Below are 15238 nucleotides of genomic sequence, written 5' to 3' on the forward strand. Positions count from 1 at the left end.
CGTCCTCACTTGGCCTTGTCGGCACGGGCCTCGAGGCGGCGCACCACGAAGCTCAGCGGCACCGTCACGATCAGGTAGCAGAGCCCCGCGACCAGGATCGGGGTGGAGTTGGCGGTCTGGCTGGCCAGGTCCCTGCCGAACTTGGTCAGCTCCCGCTCGTTCAGGGTCACGCCGAGGAACAGCACCAGCGAGGAGTCCTTGAACAGCAGGACGAGTTCGTTCGTGAGCGGCGGGATGACGATGCGGAACGCCTGCGGAATGATCACCGACACCATCGCCCGGGCATGCGAGAAGCCCAGCGAACGCGCGGCCTCCATCTGCCCCTTGGGCACGGCCTGGATGCCCGCCCTGATGGTCTCGGCCATGTAGGCGGCCGCGACCAGACCGAGCCCGAGGGCGACCTTGCCGTACGTACCGCCGGGAATCTCCGTCCCCGGGAACGCCAGCGGCACGGCGACACCCACGAAGATGAAGATCAGCAGGGCGGGCAGGCCGCGGAAGAACTCGATGTAGACGCTCGCGACCCACCGGTAGGGGGCCACGGACGACAGCCGCATCAGTGCGACGACCAGGCCGAGTACGAGCCCGAACGCGAAGCCGGAGAGCGTGTACACCACCGTGTTGCGCAGAGCGGTGGTGATGATCTCCGGGAAGAGCTCGCTGACCAGGTCCTTCTGGGCGAACTGGTTCTGCAGCCGGTCCCAGTCGGCCAGGAGGCCGATCAGGACCAGGACCGCCACGAAGAGGGCGTACTGGATGCCCTGCGAAATACGGCGCCGCTGCCGCCTGGAGAGGCGAGAGGTCACGACTGGACCTTGGGCAGCGGTCCGATCCACTTCTCGTAGAGCTTCTCGTACGTGCCGTCGGCCTTGGCGTCCGTGATGGCCTTGTCGATGGCGGTCTTCAGCTTGGTGTTGCCCTTCTTCACCGAGAACCCGTACTCCTCACCGGTCTCGATGTTCTGACCGAGGACGAACTCGTCGGCGTTCGCCTTGTCCTTCAGCCACCCCTGTACGACGGGGTAGTCGATCACGACGGCGTCGACCTGACCGGTGCGCAGTCCGTTCAGTACGGCGTCCGAACTCTCGAAGGCCACCGGGTCGAAGCCCTTGCTCGTGGCGTAGCTCTCGCCGGTCGTCTCCGCCTGCGCGCCGAGCTTCTTCTTCCCGGACTTGACCTCGTCCAGCGTGGTGACGCCGCTCTTCTTCGTCGCCAGCAGCGCCTGGGTGGCGTCGAAGTACGGGACGGAGAAGTCGACGTTCTTCTCGCGCTCGTCGGTGATGGTCATGCCGGCGGCGGCGAGGTCGCACTCGCCGGAGTTGAGGAACGCGCCGGTCTTGAAGTTCTCGAAGGGCGTGTCGAGGATCTCCTGCTCGACCTCGAGGTTCTTGGCCACGAGGTCGATGAGGGCCACGTCGAAGCCGACGACCTTGCCGTTCTGCTCGGACTGGAACGGCGGGTAGGGCAGGTGCGTGCAGGTGGTCAGCTTGCCCTTCTCGACCACGGGTACGCCGCCCGCGGCCTCGGCGGGCCCTTCGTCGCCCGAGGAACAGCCGACGGCGAGGAACAGCCCGGCCGCGGTGGAACCGGCGATGGCGAGGGTACGGATGCGGCGGGCGCGATGGCCCTTGGCCGTCCTGGACACGGTTGACCTCCATGGGGCGGGGGCGGACGTCGGCGGGGGAACCGAGTCGTCAGCGGTGATCGTAAGCCAGCGACCCGGCCTTCGCGGAACTCTTCTCGACGCCTGGACCATGCCGGTGTCCCATTCCCGTCCTGGCGGGTGTCATGCGCGGCGTGCGGGACCGCCTGGGAACAGCGCAACGCCCGCCCCGACGGCTTCGGGGCGGGCGGAAGTCCGCGGGGTGCGGACTACATGTTGTTCTCGGCGTCGATGAACTGCTGGATGCGCCGGTCGATCGCCGCGGCCTGGGCGCGGGCGCGCTTCGCCGCCTCACGCTCGCCCAGCCGGTCCAGCTTCTCGGCCTTGGTCTTCAGATCGGCGGACTGCTGGCGCAGTTCGTTGATGTTGACGGTGATGGCGCCGCCGCGAGCGGCCATCGTCTGCTGGCCGGTGGACGGAGCGGCGTGAGCGGGCAGAGCCGCGAAGAGAACGCCACCGGTCATCGCGGCGGTCACGGCGATCGTGGAAATACGTCGAAGCATGAGAGCTTCCCCCTGGTGCAGGTTGGTCATTACCTGTCAGTAACTATATATGAAGTGATCTTGTGCTCGCGCTACCTTTCCGCGGCGTCGGCAGCGGTGGCCCGCCTCAGCAGCAGTTCCCGCTCACGCGCGTTCCGCGTCAGGGAAGCCGCCCGCTCGAACTCCGCACGCGCTTCCGCCGCCCGGCCCAGGCGGTCCGGCAGGTTGCCCCGGACGCTCGGCAGCAAGTGGTAGTCCTTGAGGGCAGGTTCGTCCGCCAGGGCGTCCACCAGAGCAAGCGCGGCCGCCGGCCCGTCCGCCATGGAGACGGCGACCGCGCGGTTCAGAGAAGGGGACGCGACACGGGCCGCCCGGTCGGCGCCGTACGGGACCTCGAAGGGGACCCCTGCCTTCGCGAGCGCCCGTTTCGCGCGGACGACGCGCTGGGCGACCGCCGGTTCGGAGGCCAGGAAGGCGCGGGCGATCTCCTGCGTCGTCAGCCCGCCCAGCAGCCGCAGCGTGAGCGCGACCCGCGCCTCCGTCGACAGCACGGGATGGCAGGCGGTGAAATAAGCCGCAGCAGATCGTCGTCGATGTCCTCGGTGTCGGCGGGCTCGGGCGGCGCCGCGTCCTCCAGCGTCCGCCCGACCTCCGCCAGCTTGCGCGCGTAGGTCTCCTTGCGGTGTACGAGATCGATCGCCCGGTGCCTGGCGGTGGCCATGAGCCAGGCGCCCGGTGCCATACGGGGCACGCCACCCCCGGCATTACCTCCGGAGTAATCGACGCTCTCCCGCGAGCCCGGCATCGTTGCCGTTACCGGGGGCCGGGCGGCGCACTCCGTCCGGGCCCCGGGTCACTTCCAGCCCGTACGACCTCGACGGAGGCTGATTCGCCGTGTCCGCAACCATGCTCGCCACTCTTTCCCGGACCACCGACCCGCAGGCGGTGCTGCGCCGCTTCCTCGCGCTCGACGCCCTGGTCACCATCACCAACGGGCTCGTGTACGTCGCCGCCTCCGGCCCTGTCGGACGGCTGCTAGGCGTCGATGCCGGGCTGCTGCTCGCACTGGGGGTGTTCCTGGTGGTGTTCGGCGCCGGTGTCGGGTATCTGGCGTCCCGGCGGGAGCCCGCCGCGTTCCCCGTCAAGGGCGTCATCGAGGCGAACCTGGTGTGGGCGGTGGCGAGTCTCGCCGCGCTCGTGCTCTGGTTCTCGCCGACGACGGCCGGGACGTTCTGGATCCCGATGCAGGCCGCGACCGTCGCCGGCTTCGCCGGGCTGCAGCACCTCGCGCTGCGCGCCCGGGGGTGAGTGGCTCAGAGGGCCAGCGACTGGAGGTACTTGACCGTCGCCGGGTCGGCCGGGAGGAACGTCTCGATGGCCAGCTCGGCGACCGTCACGTCCATCGGCGTATTGAACGTCGAGATCGAGGAAACGAACGACAGCACCCGGCCGTCGTGCTCGATCTGGAGCGGCAGCGCGAAGTAGGGGTACGGCGGATCCTCCGGGCGCCGCGCGTCCGCCGCCTCCGGCTCCGGTACGGGATAGGCCGACACCTCGTCGTACACCGCGCGCAACGCCTCCGACCTGGCCAGCCCGATCTGGCGCTCCATCTGGGCCTTGAGGTGCCCGCGCCACTCCCGCAGATTGCGGATCCGCGGGGCGAGTCCCTCCGGGTGGAGGGTGATCCGCATCGCGTTCAGCGGGGGCGTGAGGAGGTGCTCGGGCAGGCCGTCGAGCAGCATCGCGATCCCGCGATTCGCGGCGACCACGGTGTACGAACCGTCGACGACCAGGGCGGGGTACGGCTCGTAGCCCGCCAGCAGCCGCTCGATGCCCTCGCGCAGGGCGCCGAGCGCCGGGTCGTCGAGCGACGTCTCGGCGAACCGGGGGGCGTATCCCGCCGCCAGCAGAAGGGCGTTGCGCTCGCGCACCGGTACGTCGAGGTGTTCGGCCAGGCGCAGCACCATCTCCTGGCTCGGACGTGACCTGCCCGTCTCGATGAAGCTGATGTGCCGGGCGGACGAATCGGCGCGCAGCGCCAGCTCCAGCTGGCTCAGCCGGCGCTGCTCCCGCCAGCCGCGCACCAGCGCACCCACACCCTTGTCGACTGCGACAGTTGTCATGGGTCAAGACGGTAACCGACCCGTGGGCAAGGTGAATTGACCAACCGGTGGCACGGGGAGCGCCCGACACCCGGCCGAGGGATCGCACCGCGGCGCCCCTGCACGTGTACCGGGGGGCGCCTGCCTGCCGAGGACCGCCGAGCACCGCGGATCAACCCCGAGGAGAATTCACGGCGCCGCCTGAGCGCCGATTCCGGCCGGAAGGTGGGAGGCTGATCTGCGACACCGCATCTTGGAGGGAGCTTCGCCATGGCCACTGAGCCGCTGTCGCAGAAGGAGATCGAGGACCGTCTCCGCGAACTCCCCGGCTGGTCGCTGGACGACAACCGGATCGCCCGCACGTACCGGCTCGGCACGCACTTCGCCGCCGCCGCGCTGGTCGTCCACGTGGCCGGGATCCAGGACGAACTGGACCACCACTCGGACCTGACACTCGGGTACAACACCGTGGCGCTCACCGTGAACACCCACAGCGCGGGAGGTGCCGTCACCGACCTCGACTTCGAGCTCGCGCGCCGGGTCGAGGACATCGCCCCGGGGCACGGAGCGAGCTGAGCTCCGTACGGTGCTGGACTACGACGCCGTCGGGTCGGCCCCCTGGGGACGGGAGCGGCGGGCGTGCTCGCGGACGTCCGCCGGCTGCCGCTCGCCGCCGGGTCCGTCGACGCGGTGAGCGAACTCCATGATCCGGTTGGCGAACCGGGCGCGCTATGCCACCGGGGCGACCTGATCGCCGAACGCCCCTCGGCCGTCCCACGCGCCGGCCGCTGCCGCCTCCCGCGCGAAGTCGGTGAAGTCCCTGGGCGCGCGGCCCAGCACGCGCTCGACCCCGTCCGTCACCGACGCGTTGTGGCCGTCGAGCAGCGTCGTGAACAGCCCGGCGAGCCACTCGGCCTCCGGCTCCGGCATCCCGTACTGCTGAAGGAGCCCGGCGTACTCGGGACCGGACACCGGCACGTACCGCACGTCGCGGCCCGCCGCCTTCGAGATCTCGGCCGCCACCTCGTCGAAGGTGAGCAGCCGGGGGCCCGTCAGCTCGTGCACCAGACCGGCGTGCCCGTCCCGTGTGAGCACCGAGACCACGACGTCCGCCAGATCGTCGACGTGCACCCACGGCTCCGCCGTCCGCCCTCCCGGGAAGGCGACCTCACCGGCGACCACGCCCTCGGCCATGGCGCCCTCGCTGAAATTCTGGGCGAAGAAACTGCTGCGTACGACGGTCAGTTCGGCGCCCGACGCGCGCAGTGCCTCCTCGGCGGCGACCGCCTCGGGCTCACCGCGCCCCGACAGCAGCACCAGCCGCCGCACTCCGTTCTCGTGAGCGATCCGTCCGAACGTCCGCACCGCGTCCACCGCCCCGGGAGCGGCCAGGTCCGGGTAGTACGACACATACGCGGCGTCCGCGCCCCGCAGTGCCGGGCCCCACGTCGACCCGTCCTCCCAGTCGAACCGCACCTCGCCCCTCCGCGACCCCGCCCGCACCGTCACACCGAGGGCGGTCAGCCGCTCGACGACCCGGTGGCCGGTCTTGCCCGTACCGTTCGTCACCAACACCGTTTCCTGCTTCTTGTCTTCTGTCATGCCTCAAGGTTCGCGGCGCGCGCCTGGACGGGCCATGCTGCAGAGGCTCAACTCCATGCGTCTGCGTCCAAGCCGACGTGCGGCCGTCCTAGGCTGGACCCATGGACGTACTCGCGGGTCTGCTCGACGGGCCGCGCGCCCGGGGCGCCTTCCTCCTCCGGGCCGTGCTGAACCCGCCCTGGGCGGTGCGGATCGAGGACCGGGCGCCGCTCTCGCTGATGTGCATGAGCCGCGGCAACGCCTGGGTGATCCCCGACGCCGGTGACCCGGTGCTGCTGCGCCCCGGTGACGTGGCCATCGCGCGCGGCCCCGACCCGTACACCTGCGCCGACGATCCGGCGAGCCCGACGCGGGCCGTGATCGGGCCCGGCGGGGTGTGCGGCACGCTCCAGGGGGAGCCGCTGTCCGAGACGATGCATCTCGGCGTACGGACGTGGGGCGACAGCCCGGACGGCGCTTCGGCGATGCTCATCGGCACGTACCGGATGGCGGGCGAGGTCAGCGGGCGACTGCTCGACGCGCTGCCGCCGCTCGTTCATCTGCCCGCCGAGCTGTGGAACTGCCCGCTGATGCCGGCCCTGGACGACGAGATCAGCAGGGACGAACCGGGGCAGAGCGTGATGCTGGACCGGCTGCTCGACCTGCTGCTGATCGCGACGCTGCGGTCGTGGTTCTCGCGCCCCGAGGCGGCGGCACCCGCCTGGTACCTGGCGATGGGGGACCCGGTGGTCGGCCGGGCCCTGCGGCTGATGCAGAACGACCCCGCCCACCCGTGGACGGTCGCCGGCCTCGCCGCGAAGGCCGGGGTCTCGCGGGCGGGTCTCGCCCGGCGCTTCACCGAGCTGGTGGGGGAGCCGCCCATGGCGTACCTCACGGGATGGCGGCTGGCGCTCGCCGCGGATCTGCTGCGGGAGACGGAAGCCACGGTGGGGGCGGTGGCGCGCCAGGTCGGCTACAGCGGGTCCTTCGCGCTGAGCGCGGCCTTCAAACGGGTGCGCGGGGTCAGCCCGCAGGAGTTCCGCAGGGGCGGCGCTTTGCCGGAACGGCAAGAACGTTCGCCAGCAGAGCGGTCCGGCGAGAAAGTGGACGTATGACCCACAGCCACAGCACCCATGACACGCACAGCCACGACCACAGCCACCACGGCACCGACTTCGACTGGGACGCGCTCGGCACACACCTGGAGCACGAGGCCCAGGTGCACCGCCCCGTGTACGAGCAGGCCGCGGCGTGGATCGCCGAGCGCTTCCGGGGGCCGCAGGGCGTACGCCGCATCCTGGACATCGGCAGCGGCCCCGGACTCATCACCTGCATGCTCGCCGAGGCGTTCCCGGACGCGGAGGTCGTGGCCGTGGACAGTTCGCCGGCACTGCTCGAGCGCGCCCGGGCGCGGGCGGAGCGGTCCGGTCTGGGGGAGAGGGTACGTACCGTAGTGGCCGAAGTCCCGGACGAGCTCGGCTCGTTGGGCGACGCCGACCTGGTCTGGGCCGCCAATTCCCTGCACCATGTCGGCGATCAGCGCGCGGCCCTCACCAGCTTCGCCGGGCTGCTGCGCCCCGGCGGGACCGTGGCCCTGTTCGAGGGCGGGCTGTCGCCGCGTCACCTGCCCCGCGACATCGGGATCGGCAGGCCGGGCCTGGAGGCCCGGCTGGAGGTCGCGTGGACCGAGCGGTTCACGCAGATGCGGGAGGAACTGCCCGGCGCGAAGTCCGAGGTGGAGGACTGGAGTGCGCTGCTGGCCGCCGCCGGGCTGACTCCGGGCGGCAGCCGCTCCTTCCTGCTCGACCTGCCGGCGCCACTGCCGGACGCGGCGCGCGAGCTGGTCGTCGAGACCTTCGCGCGGCAGCGGGAGGTGTTCGCGGACCGGCTGACGGCCGACGACGTGTCGACGCTGGAGCGACTGCTGGACCGGCAGGACGCGGCGGGGCTCGCCCAGCGCCCCGACGTGTTCCTGCTGCGGGCGCGCACCGTGCACATCGCGCACCGCGCCTGACGCACGACCCGGCTAGAGGTTGATCACCGGCTCCAACTGCCACCACTGGGCGGGGGAGTCGGTGTCCTCCCACTGCTGCACGTTCGCGCCGTCGTCCATGCTGCCGTCCGCGACTTCGAGCAGCAGCCCGCTGACGTAACTGATCAGGGTGACCGTTCCCGGCGCGTCGAGGTGCTGCTCGACGATCCACTCCTGGGCGCCGAAGTTGTTGGCCTTCCACTGCTGGACGTTGGCGCCGTTCTCGGTGGAGGCCCCGGCCACGTCGAGCCGCTTGCCGCTGGCGGCGTTCACCAGGTGGTAGAGGCCGCCGCCGCTGTGCACCGCGGACACCTCCCACTGCTGCGCCGGGGCGCCGCTGTCCTTGCCCTGCTGGACGTTGGCGCCGCTGCCCTTGTGGCCGCCGTACACCTCGAGCAACAGCCCACTGCCGACATTGCGCAGCCGGTACGGGCCTTCCTCGATGGGCTGGGGCTGCGACATTCCTTGCTCCTTCAGCTGGTGGGGGCGTCGAGGACGGCGGTCCGCAGTCCCGGGAAGCGGTGGTCGAGTCCGTCGCGGCCCAGTTCGACGGCTGTGCAGCGGCCCACCTTGTGGTCGCGGGTGATGCCGGACTCGCGCAGAACCCGCCAATGGTGGGTTGCGGTGGCCTTGGTGACTGCGAGGGGGAGGCTGCCGCAGGTGCGTTCGCCGACGGAGGCGGCGAGCTCCCGGACGATGCCGAGGCGGACCGGGTTGCCCAGCGCGGCGAGGACGTCCTCGATCGGCAGCTGGTCGCGGTCGGGGTGGTACGTGGCCATGGGGGCGATTGTATGACGGACCTCGTACTGACCGATTTGCCCGCTCGGGAGTCGACCGTACGGCGGGGGCATCGCCTCCGAGCCGGCCAGGGCGGGTCACAAGGTGTCCCTGTTCGACATCGACCCCTCGGTGGCCGGCCCGGCCGAGGAGCGCGGCGGGACGCCCACCGTCGGCTCGCTCCCCGAGCCGGCCGACCTCGCCCGCCTGGTCTCGGGGGACGCGGCGTACGTCAACGGGGAGAGCATCGGCATCGAGGGCGGCGCGGCGCGCTCGCTCCGACCCGCTCACGGCGAACGGCGCCAACCGGAGGAAGCCGGTTGGCGCCGTCTTCGGCCTCTTCGCCGTTCTGGCCGCGTCGCGCGGCCGGAGGCCGGGCGTCGGACGTCAGGCGCAGTACGTCAGGCGCCGGAGTCGAAGGTCGCAGGGTCGGGACCCAGACGCTTGCCCTCGTCGAGCGCGGCGAAGGCCGCCAGGTCGTCGGCGTCCAGCTCGAAGTCGAACACGTCGAGGTTCTCCGCGATCCGCGACGGCGTCACGGACTTGGGGATCACGACGTTCCCGGTCTGGAGGTGCCAGCGCAGCACCGCCTGGGCCGGGGTCTTGCCGTGCTTGCGCGCGACGGCGACGACCGTCGGTACCTGGAGCAGGCCCTTGCCCTGGCCGAGCGGCGACCAGGCCTCGGTCGCGATGCCGTGCTGCGCGTGGAAGGCACGGGACTGCGCCTGCTGAAGCTGCGGGTGGAGCTCGATCTGGTTGACGACCGGGACGACCGAGGTCTCACCGATCAGGCGCTCCAGGTGCTCCGGAAGGAAGTTGGAGACGCCGATCGCCCGGGCGCGGCCGTCCGCGTAGATCTTCTCGAAGGCCCTGTACGTGTCCACGTACGCGTCCTTGACGGGCAGCGGCCAGTGGATCAGGTAGAGGTCGACGTAGTCCAGGCCGAGCTTCGCCAGCGAATCGTCGAAGGCGCGCAGCGTGGAGTCGAACCCCTGCTCGGAATTCCAGAGCTTCGTCGTGACGAACAGCTCGTCGCGAGCGACTCCGGAGGCGGCGATGGCCTTTCCGGTGCCGGTCTCGTTCTCGTAGATCGCGGCCGTGTCGATGGATCGGTACCCGGCCTGGATGGCGGTGCCGACAGCCTTCTCGGCCTCGTCGTCAGGCACCTGCCAGACGCCGAAGCCGAGCTGGGGCATCTCGACGCCGTTGTTCAGGGTGAGGGAGGGGGCCTTGCTCACGAGCGATCGATCCTTACGTCGTCGGTTGGTACTCCCAGCGTCAACGATCAGGGGGCCCGGCGCATTCCCGCGACCGTGCCGAGATACGCGTCACGGACAGCGGGGTCCTGCCGCACCTCGGTGGCGCCGCCCTCGGCGAGAACCGCGCCGAGGTCGAGGACGACGACACGGGAGCAGAGCTCCATCACGAAGGCGACATCGTGTTCCACGAGCAGCACGGCGCAGTTCTCCTCGGCTGCCAACCGCCTTATGACGTCGGCAAGTTGCCGGGCCTCCTCCCGTGACATGCCGGACGCGGGCTCGTCGAGCAGCAGGACGCGGGGCAGGTCGGCCACGGCGCGGGCCAGTTCGGCCATCCGGGCGCGGCCGACGGGGAGCGCCCCGGCGTACTGCCCGGCCAGCGCGTCGAGTCCGCACGAGCGCAGAACGGCGGTGGCGCGGTCGCGGCGCGCGGCCTCACGGGTACGCCGGGCGGGCGACGCCAGCAGATCGGCGGCCAGGCCGCCACCGCCGCCGCGCCACTCCTGGGCGACCAGGAGGTGTTCGGCGACGGTCAGCGGGCCGAAGAGCTGCCGGCGCTGGAACGTGCGGCGCATGCCGTGACGGGCGCGCCACACGGGGGAGCGGCGGGTGATGTCCGTACCGTCGAGGAGGACGCGGCCGGTGTCGGGGCGGCGGATGCCGGACAGGACGTCGAACAGGGTCGTCTTGCCCGCTCCGTTCGGGCCGATGAGGCCGCACACCTCGCCGGGGCGGACGCCGATGCGCACGCCGTCCAGGGCGGTGACGCCCCCGAAGCGGACACCGATGCCGGCTGCCTCGAGTACGTATGTGTCGCTGCTGGGCCCGTTCATGGGGGTGACACCTCCGCCGCGTCGCCGTTCCCTGCCCCTGCCCCTGCCCCTGTCCCGATGCCCAGGTACGCCTCGGTGAGCCGGTCGGCCTCCACGTCCTCGCGCGGCCCGCACCAGGAGACGCGTCCCTGCGCCAGGTACGCCACGGTGTCGGCGATGCCGAGCACCTCGGCGGCCTTCTCCTCCACCAGCAGCAGAGCGGTGCCCGCCTCGCGCAACTCCGTGAGCAGGCGGAACACCTCGTCCACGACGCGCGGCGCGAGGCCGAGCGACGGCTCGTCGGCGACGAGTACGGCCGGCGGGAGCTGGAGCAGCGGCGCGAGGGCCAGCATCTGCTGCTCCCCTCCGGACAGCGAACCGGCGGGGACGTTGCGCCGCCGGCCGGCGAGAGCGGGGAAACGTTCGTACACGGCCTCGCGGGCGGACGGGTCGGGGAGTCGGAGGGCGAGGTTCTCCTCGATGGAGAGTGAGGGGAAGATCCCGCGCCCCTCGGGCGCGAGGACGACCCCCGCGCGCGAACGCCGTACCGCGCCGTCCCGGGTGGCGTCGCGGTCGCCGACGCGGACGGCGCCGGCGGTGGGGGCGAGCAGCCCGGCGGCGACCTGGCAAGTGGTCGTCTTTCCGGCCCCGTTGGGCCCGAGGAGGGCGACAATCTCCCCTGCCCGTACGGTCAGATCGACCCCGTGCAGAACGGAAGCCCCGTCGTATCCGGCCCGCACCCCGCGCAGCGAGAGCGCGGGGGCGGTCCTTCCCGTCCCCGTCGCGCCGACGGACGGGCTTCCGCCCGGCCGTTGCCCGCGCCGGAACCCGTCGAAGCCGTCGACTGCCCGTGCCACACGCCCACGGCGCACGGCCGGTACGTCGTCGGACGCGCCTTCGGACGGTGGGACGGCGGGGGTGCCGGCCGGTCGCGCCGTGCCGTCAGGAGCCGGGAAGGCGCGAGGCGCGGGAAGCAGCCCGCCACCACCGGCCCCCGAACCCGGAGCGGGCGCCGCACCCCGCCCCGCCCCGGGCCCGGCATCCGGCGCCGTTGCACACGGTGACGGGCCTGGCCGGGCGGGGCCCGCACCGGCAACGGGTGCCGGCCCCGCCGCGTCCAGACCCGCGCCCGGTGTCACGCCCGGCTGCGTGGGGCTCGCGCCCGGTGTCGCGTCGCTCGCCGTCCCCCGTGTGTCATGTGTCCGCCCAGCCGCCTGCGCGCCAACCCTCGCGCCGCCCCGCGCACCAGCCGTCGGGTTCGCCGCCACCGCTGCCGCCGTCCGTCTCCGGTGCCTCCGTACCGAGACCGCCGCGCAGTAGCCGTCCGGGTCGTTCGCCAGGGCCAGGCCGGCCAGGCCGAAGAGGATGACGGGCAGCTGGGCCGACTCCGTGACGTACTCCGCGAACAGGTGCGGGACCAGGGCGAAGACGAGCCCGGCCACCACCGCGAACTGCGGCCGCCGCACGCCCGCCGCGACCACCACCGCCAGCCAGATCAGCCCCGTCATCGCGGTGAAGTCTGTAGCCGTGACGCGGGTGTTGTACGACGCCAGCATCACACCCCCGAACCCCGCGATCCCCGCGGACAGCGTGAACAGCGTCAGCTTCGTGCGGATCACCGAGACACCCGATGCCAGCGCCGCCTCGGGAGCCGACCGTACCGCCAGCATCGCCCGCCCCGACGCCGAGTTCCGCAGCGCGCTCAGCGAGGCCACCGCGGCCGTCACCAGCACGACCAGCGCCACGCCCAGTGCCCGGTCGTCGGACAGGTCCACGGGGCCGACCACCGGGCGCGGGATCTCCCACCCCGTGTCACCGTTCCTCAGCCACCGCAGCTGGAACAGGACCTGGTCGGCCAGGAAGGCGAGGGCCAGCGTCGCCAGTGCCAGCGAGCGGCCGCCCAGGCGCAGCGCGGGAAGGGCCACCAGTGCCCCCAGTACCGCCGCACCGCAGGTTCCCACCAGCGCGGCTGCCGCGAACGGCCAGCCGTGGCTCATCAGCAGCCCGGCGACCAGCGCCGCGCACGTCACGAATGTGGCCTGCGCCAGGCTGACCATCGCGCCGAGCCCCGTCACGACCGTGAAGGAGATGAAGACGAGCGAGATCGCGAGCCCCTGCGCGAGCATCCCGCTCCAGAACGGCGTCGTGACCGTATAGAAGGCCACCGCCATCAGTACCGCGCCCGCCGCCCACGGCCCCCACCGCCGTCCCCACGACCGCCCCGCCAGGTAGTCGACCGGCGGTGTGTCCACCGCCGACATTCCTGCCGCGCGCCGCCGACGCGTCATGACCAGCAGTCCCGCGAAGAGGATCAGGAAGGGGACCGCCGTACGGAATCCGGTGATGCCGTCGGCGAAGGACGCGTACCCCGCCGTGAGGTTCTGCAGTACGCCCAGCCCCAGCCCGCCCGCGAACGCCAGCGGGACGGACGCGAACCGCCCCAGCACCGCGGCCGTCGCCGACACGAACAGAAACAGGGTGTAGTCGTGGGCGGAGAGCCCGAGCAGCGGCGTGGCCAGGACGCCGGCGAGACCCGCCAGCCCCGAGGACAGCATCCACGCGACCGACGACAGCCGGTCCGCGCTGATGCCGCGCAGCTCCACCAGCGTGCGGTTGTCGACGGCGGCCCGTAGCCGTAGCCCGAGCCGGGTGTGCCGCATCAGCACCCACAGCCCCACCGCCACCACGGCCGTCGCGAGCCACGTGATCAGCTGGTCGGAGTCGATCCCGACACCGTCCGCGAGCTGCCACGACGCGGCCGGGCTCGGCCCGACCCCCGGCAGCCCGAACTGGTTCTCCGCGGGCAGCACCGGAGCCCCCGCGTCCGCCAGCAGCTCCACCACCCACAGCCCCGCCGCCGGCAGCGCGACGAGCAGTCCGACGGTCGCCACGATCTGCGCTGTCTCGCCGACCCGCGCGAGCTTGCGGAACATCAGCCGGTCGAGCCCCCACCCGAGCCCCGGTGCGACGCCGCACACGAGCAGCACCGCCGTCGGCAGGGCCGGCCATCCGAACCCCGAGTGCAGTTCGTAGAACGCGAGCGCGCACAGATAGGCGGTCGCGCCGTGCGCGAAGTTGAAGAGCCCGGAAGCGGAGTACGAGAGGACAAGTCCCGTGGCCAGCAGCGCGTACAGCGCACCCGAGACCAGCCCGCTCAGCACGAAACCCAGCAGATCACCCATGCGGGAAGCCCACCCCTACCCGAAGGGGACGGGCGGATAGCACCTGAACGGCGACGACACCTCGTACTGCCCGTCCTTCAGCCGCACCAGCGCCCCGCAGCCGAAGCTCTCCCGCTGTCCCTTCGGCTCGCTCCGGTCACCCACCAGCGTCCCGCTGTCCGAGAACGACGACGCCGCTTTCTGGAAGGACTCGACGGTCAGGTTCCTGCCCGCCTTCTGCGCGATGGCGAGGAAGAGATCGGCCGACATGTATCCGGTGACCATGTGCATGTTCAGGGGCACATCCCTGCCGCCGGCCGCCTTCCTGATGTCCTCCTTGAACTGCCGCATCCCCGCACTGTCCGACTCGAACGGCTCGAACTGCACCAGCACATGCACCCCGTCCAGCGCCTGGCGCGTCGCGTCCTTGGCCAGCAGCCCCGGGTCGTAGTCGGTCGGGTCCGACAGCACGCCCTTGAAGCCGCCGCGCTTGAGCGTCGTGAACAGGCCGATGTTGTACGGCGTCTGCATCACGGAGATCACGACGTCCGGTGCCTTCCCGCCGTCGCTGCGCAGGATCTCCTTGGTGTACGCAGACCAGTCGCTCGGCACCGAAGTCGCCGGCACCACGGCCTTGGCGTACGACACCTCGTAGCCGGCCGCCCTGAAGCCCTGCGTGAAGGTACGGATGCCGAACTTGCCGGCGTCGTTGTCATTGGCGAGCAGCGCCACCGATCTGCCCCTGGTCCCGCCGAGCAGGTTGGCGAGCCCCTCGGGCCAGGTCTGGTTGAGGGTGCCTCCGGGCGTGGGGACGAGGCACCCGTTGAAGCCGTAGATGTGCTTCGGCCCGCAGAACGAAGGCAGCGTGCCCCAGCCGAACGTCGGCACCTTCTGCTGCTCCAGGAAGTCGGCGCCCGAGAAGGTCACCGAACTCATCGGGGCGATGGCGAAGACCTTCTCCCGCTGGACGAGCTTCCGCGCCGCCGCCAGGTTCTTCGCGGGGTCCTGCCCGTCGTCCTCCGCCGCCAGGTAGTCGATCTTCCGCCCGTTGACACCGCCCTCCGCGTTCGCCCGGTCGTAACGGGCCTTCGCGCCGAGGTCGGTGTCCTTCTTGGAGTACCCGCTCGCGGTGGTCATGGAGACGATGCCGCCGACCTTGACCGTACCGGCGCTCACTCCGCGTACGGAGCCGCCGTCCTTCCCCGTGGCGTCGTCGCCGGAGGCGCCGGTCGACGCGGAGTTGCAGGCGGTGGCGAACAGCAGCGCTGCGGCAGCTGCGGCGATGGTGCGGATCGGTCGCGACACAGTGGGCCCCTCCCGTGGGATGCCCGCATTCTGTGAGTGACCTGACGAACCGTCAATAACTGAC

15 protein-coding genes and 1 pseudogene are annotated in these 15238 nt (G+C 71.6%); 4 read left to right on the plus strand and 12 right to left on the minus strand.

The features are described 5' to 3' along the window. Positions 1-5: 5 nt before the first annotated feature. The 4 genes and pseudogenes from ACWIHY_RS02440 to ACWIHY_RS02455 form a co-directional block, all read right to left on the minus strand. Positions 6-836, minus strand: a complete 831-nt coding sequence (locus tag ACWIHY_RS02440; protein WP_454373678.1) for an amino acid ABC transporter permease — start codon at positions 834-836, stop codon at positions 6-8. Next, on the minus strand, positions 803-1645 hold the full coding sequence (locus tag ACWIHY_RS02445; protein WP_454373679.1) for an ABC transporter substrate-binding protein: 843 nt from the start codon (positions 1643-1645) through the stop codon (positions 803-805). Before ACWIHY_RS02445 ends, ACWIHY_RS02440 begins: the two co-directional genes overlap by 34 nt. A 227-nt stretch (positions 1646-1872) precedes the next feature. Next, positions 1873-2166, minus strand: coding sequence for a hypothetical protein (locus ACWIHY_RS02450; RefSeq protein WP_454373680.1), 294 nt, complete (start codon positions 2164-2166; stop codon positions 1873-1875). Positions 2167-2237: 71 nt separating this feature from the next. Beyond that, positions 2238-2899: pseudogene (locus ACWIHY_RS02455) on the minus strand (sigma factor-like helix-turn-helix DNA-binding protein); the annotation flags it as partial. A 140-nt stretch (positions 2900-3039) separates the two neighbouring features. On the opposite strand from ACWIHY_RS02455, the gene ACWIHY_RS02460 reads away from it, so the two are divergent. Further along, on the plus strand, positions 3040-3453 hold the full coding sequence (locus tag ACWIHY_RS02460; RefSeq protein ID WP_454373681.1) for a hypothetical protein: 414 nt from the start codon (positions 3040-3042) through the stop codon (positions 3451-3453). A 5-nt stretch (positions 3454-3458) separates the two neighbouring features. Here the strand turns inward: ACWIHY_RS02460 and ACWIHY_RS02465 are convergent, their stop codons facing one another. Then, a complete protein-coding gene (locus ACWIHY_RS02465) occupies positions 3459-4268 on the minus strand; it encodes a helix-turn-helix domain-containing protein (RefSeq protein ID WP_454373682.1) in 810 nt (269 codons plus the stop codon). Positions 4269-4517: 249 nt separating this feature from the next. Between ACWIHY_RS02465 and ACWIHY_RS02470 the strand changes: the two genes are divergently transcribed. Beyond that, positions 4518-4823: a 4a-hydroxytetrahydrobiopterin dehydratase gene (locus ACWIHY_RS02470; RefSeq protein ID WP_028813031.1), complete on the plus strand. Its 306-nt coding sequence runs from the start codon at positions 4518-4520 to the stop codon at positions 4821-4823. 153 nt (positions 4824-4976) lie between these two features. On the opposite strand, the gene ACWIHY_RS02475 is transcribed toward ACWIHY_RS02470, so the two are convergent. After that, on the minus strand, positions 4977-5849 hold the full coding sequence (locus tag ACWIHY_RS02475) for an NmrA family NAD(P)-binding protein (protein WP_454373683.1): 873 nt from the start codon (positions 5847-5849) through the stop codon (positions 4977-4979). A 101-nt stretch (positions 5850-5950) separates the two neighbouring features. On the opposite strand from ACWIHY_RS02475, the gene ACWIHY_RS02480 reads away from it, so the two are divergent. Continuing rightward, the gene (locus tag ACWIHY_RS02480; RefSeq protein WP_454373684.1) at positions 5951-6943 is read left to right on the plus strand and encodes an AraC family transcriptional regulator; all 993 of its coding nucleotides are present in this window, start codon (positions 5951-5953) and stop codon (positions 6941-6943) included. Continuing rightward, positions 6940-7842 carry a class I SAM-dependent methyltransferase gene (locus ACWIHY_RS02485; RefSeq protein ID WP_454373685.1) on the plus strand — a complete coding sequence of 301 codons (903 nt, stop codon included), beginning with the start codon at positions 6940-6942 and terminating at the stop codon, positions 7840-7842. The genes ACWIHY_RS02480 and ACWIHY_RS02485 overlap by 4 nt, the downstream gene beginning before the upstream one ends. A 12-nt stretch (positions 7843-7854) precedes the next feature. On the opposite strand, the gene ACWIHY_RS02490 is transcribed toward ACWIHY_RS02485, so the two are convergent. From ACWIHY_RS02490 to ACWIHY_RS02515, 6 genes are all read right to left on the minus strand, one after another. After that, positions 7855-8322, minus strand: coding sequence for an RICIN domain-containing protein (locus ACWIHY_RS02490; protein WP_454373686.1), 468 nt, complete (start codon positions 8320-8322; stop codon positions 7855-7857). A gap of 11 nt (positions 8323-8333) precedes the next feature. Continuing rightward, positions 8334-8639, minus strand: coding sequence for an ArsR/SmtB family transcription factor (locus tag ACWIHY_RS02495; RefSeq protein ID WP_454373687.1), 306 nt, complete (start codon positions 8637-8639; stop codon positions 8334-8336). Positions 8640-9038: 399 nt separating this feature from the next. Next, positions 9039-9875: an aldo/keto reductase gene (locus ACWIHY_RS02500; protein ID WP_454373688.1), complete on the minus strand. Its 837-nt coding sequence runs from the start codon at positions 9873-9875 to the stop codon at positions 9039-9041. A 47-nt stretch (positions 9876-9922) separates the two neighbouring features. Next, positions 9923-10729 carry an ABC transporter ATP-binding protein gene (locus ACWIHY_RS02505; protein WP_454373689.1) on the minus strand — a complete coding sequence of 269 codons (807 nt, stop codon included), beginning with the start codon at positions 10727-10729 and terminating at the stop codon, positions 9923-9925. Further along, entirely contained in the window at positions 10726-13890 is a 3165-nt protein-coding gene (locus ACWIHY_RS02510) for an ABC transporter permease subunit (protein ID WP_454373690.1), read from the minus strand. The genes ACWIHY_RS02505 and ACWIHY_RS02510 overlap by 4 nt, the downstream gene beginning before the upstream one ends. A 15-nt stretch (positions 13891-13905) precedes the next feature. Beyond that, positions 13906-15174 carry an ABC transporter substrate-binding protein gene (locus tag ACWIHY_RS02515; RefSeq protein ID WP_454373691.1) on the minus strand — a complete coding sequence of 423 codons (1269 nt, stop codon included), beginning with the start codon at positions 15172-15174 and terminating at the stop codon, positions 13906-13908. Between the last annotated feature and the right edge of the window lie 64 nt (positions 15175-15238).

The organism is Streptomyces sp. NPDC055287 (assembly GCF_053646035.1).

Coding starts and splice junctions, on each gene's coding strand:
- ACWIHY_RS02450 (WP_454373680.1), bottom strand. CDS start 2,166: ATGCTTCGACGTATTTCCACGATCGCCGTGACCGCCGCGATGACCGGT.
- ACWIHY_RS02465 (WP_454373682.1), bottom strand. CDS start 4,268: ATGACAACTGTCGCAGTCGACAAGGGTGTGGGTGCGCTGGTGCGCGGC.
- ACWIHY_RS02470 (WP_028813031.1), top strand. CDS start 4,518: ATGGCCACTGAGCCGCTGTCGCAGAAGGAGATCGAGGACCGTCTCCGC.
- ACWIHY_RS02475 (WP_454373683.1), bottom strand. CDS start 5,849: ATGACAGAAGACAAGAAGCAGGAAACGGTGTTGGTGACGAACGGTACG.
- ACWIHY_RS02480 (WP_454373684.1), top strand. CDS start 5,951: ATGGACGTACTCGCGGGTCTGCTCGACGGGCCGCGCGCCCGGGGCGCC.
- ACWIHY_RS02485 (WP_454373685.1), top strand. CDS start 6,940: ATGACCCACAGCCACAGCACCCATGACACGCACAGCCACGACCACAGC.
- ACWIHY_RS02490 (WP_454373686.1), bottom strand. CDS start 8,322: ATGTCGCAGCCCCAGCCCATCGAGGAAGGCCCGTACCGGCTGCGCAAT.
- ACWIHY_RS02495 (WP_454373687.1), bottom strand. CDS start 8,639: ATGGCCACGTACCACCCCGACCGCGACCAGCTGCCGATCGAGGACGTC.
- ACWIHY_RS02505 (WP_454373689.1), bottom strand. CDS start 10,729: ATGAACGGGCCCAGCAGCGACACATACGTACTCGAGGCAGCCGGCATC.
- ACWIHY_RS02510 (WP_454373690.1), bottom strand. CDS start 13,890: ATGGGTGATCTGCTGGGTTTCGTGCTGAGCGGGCTGGTCTCGGGTGCG.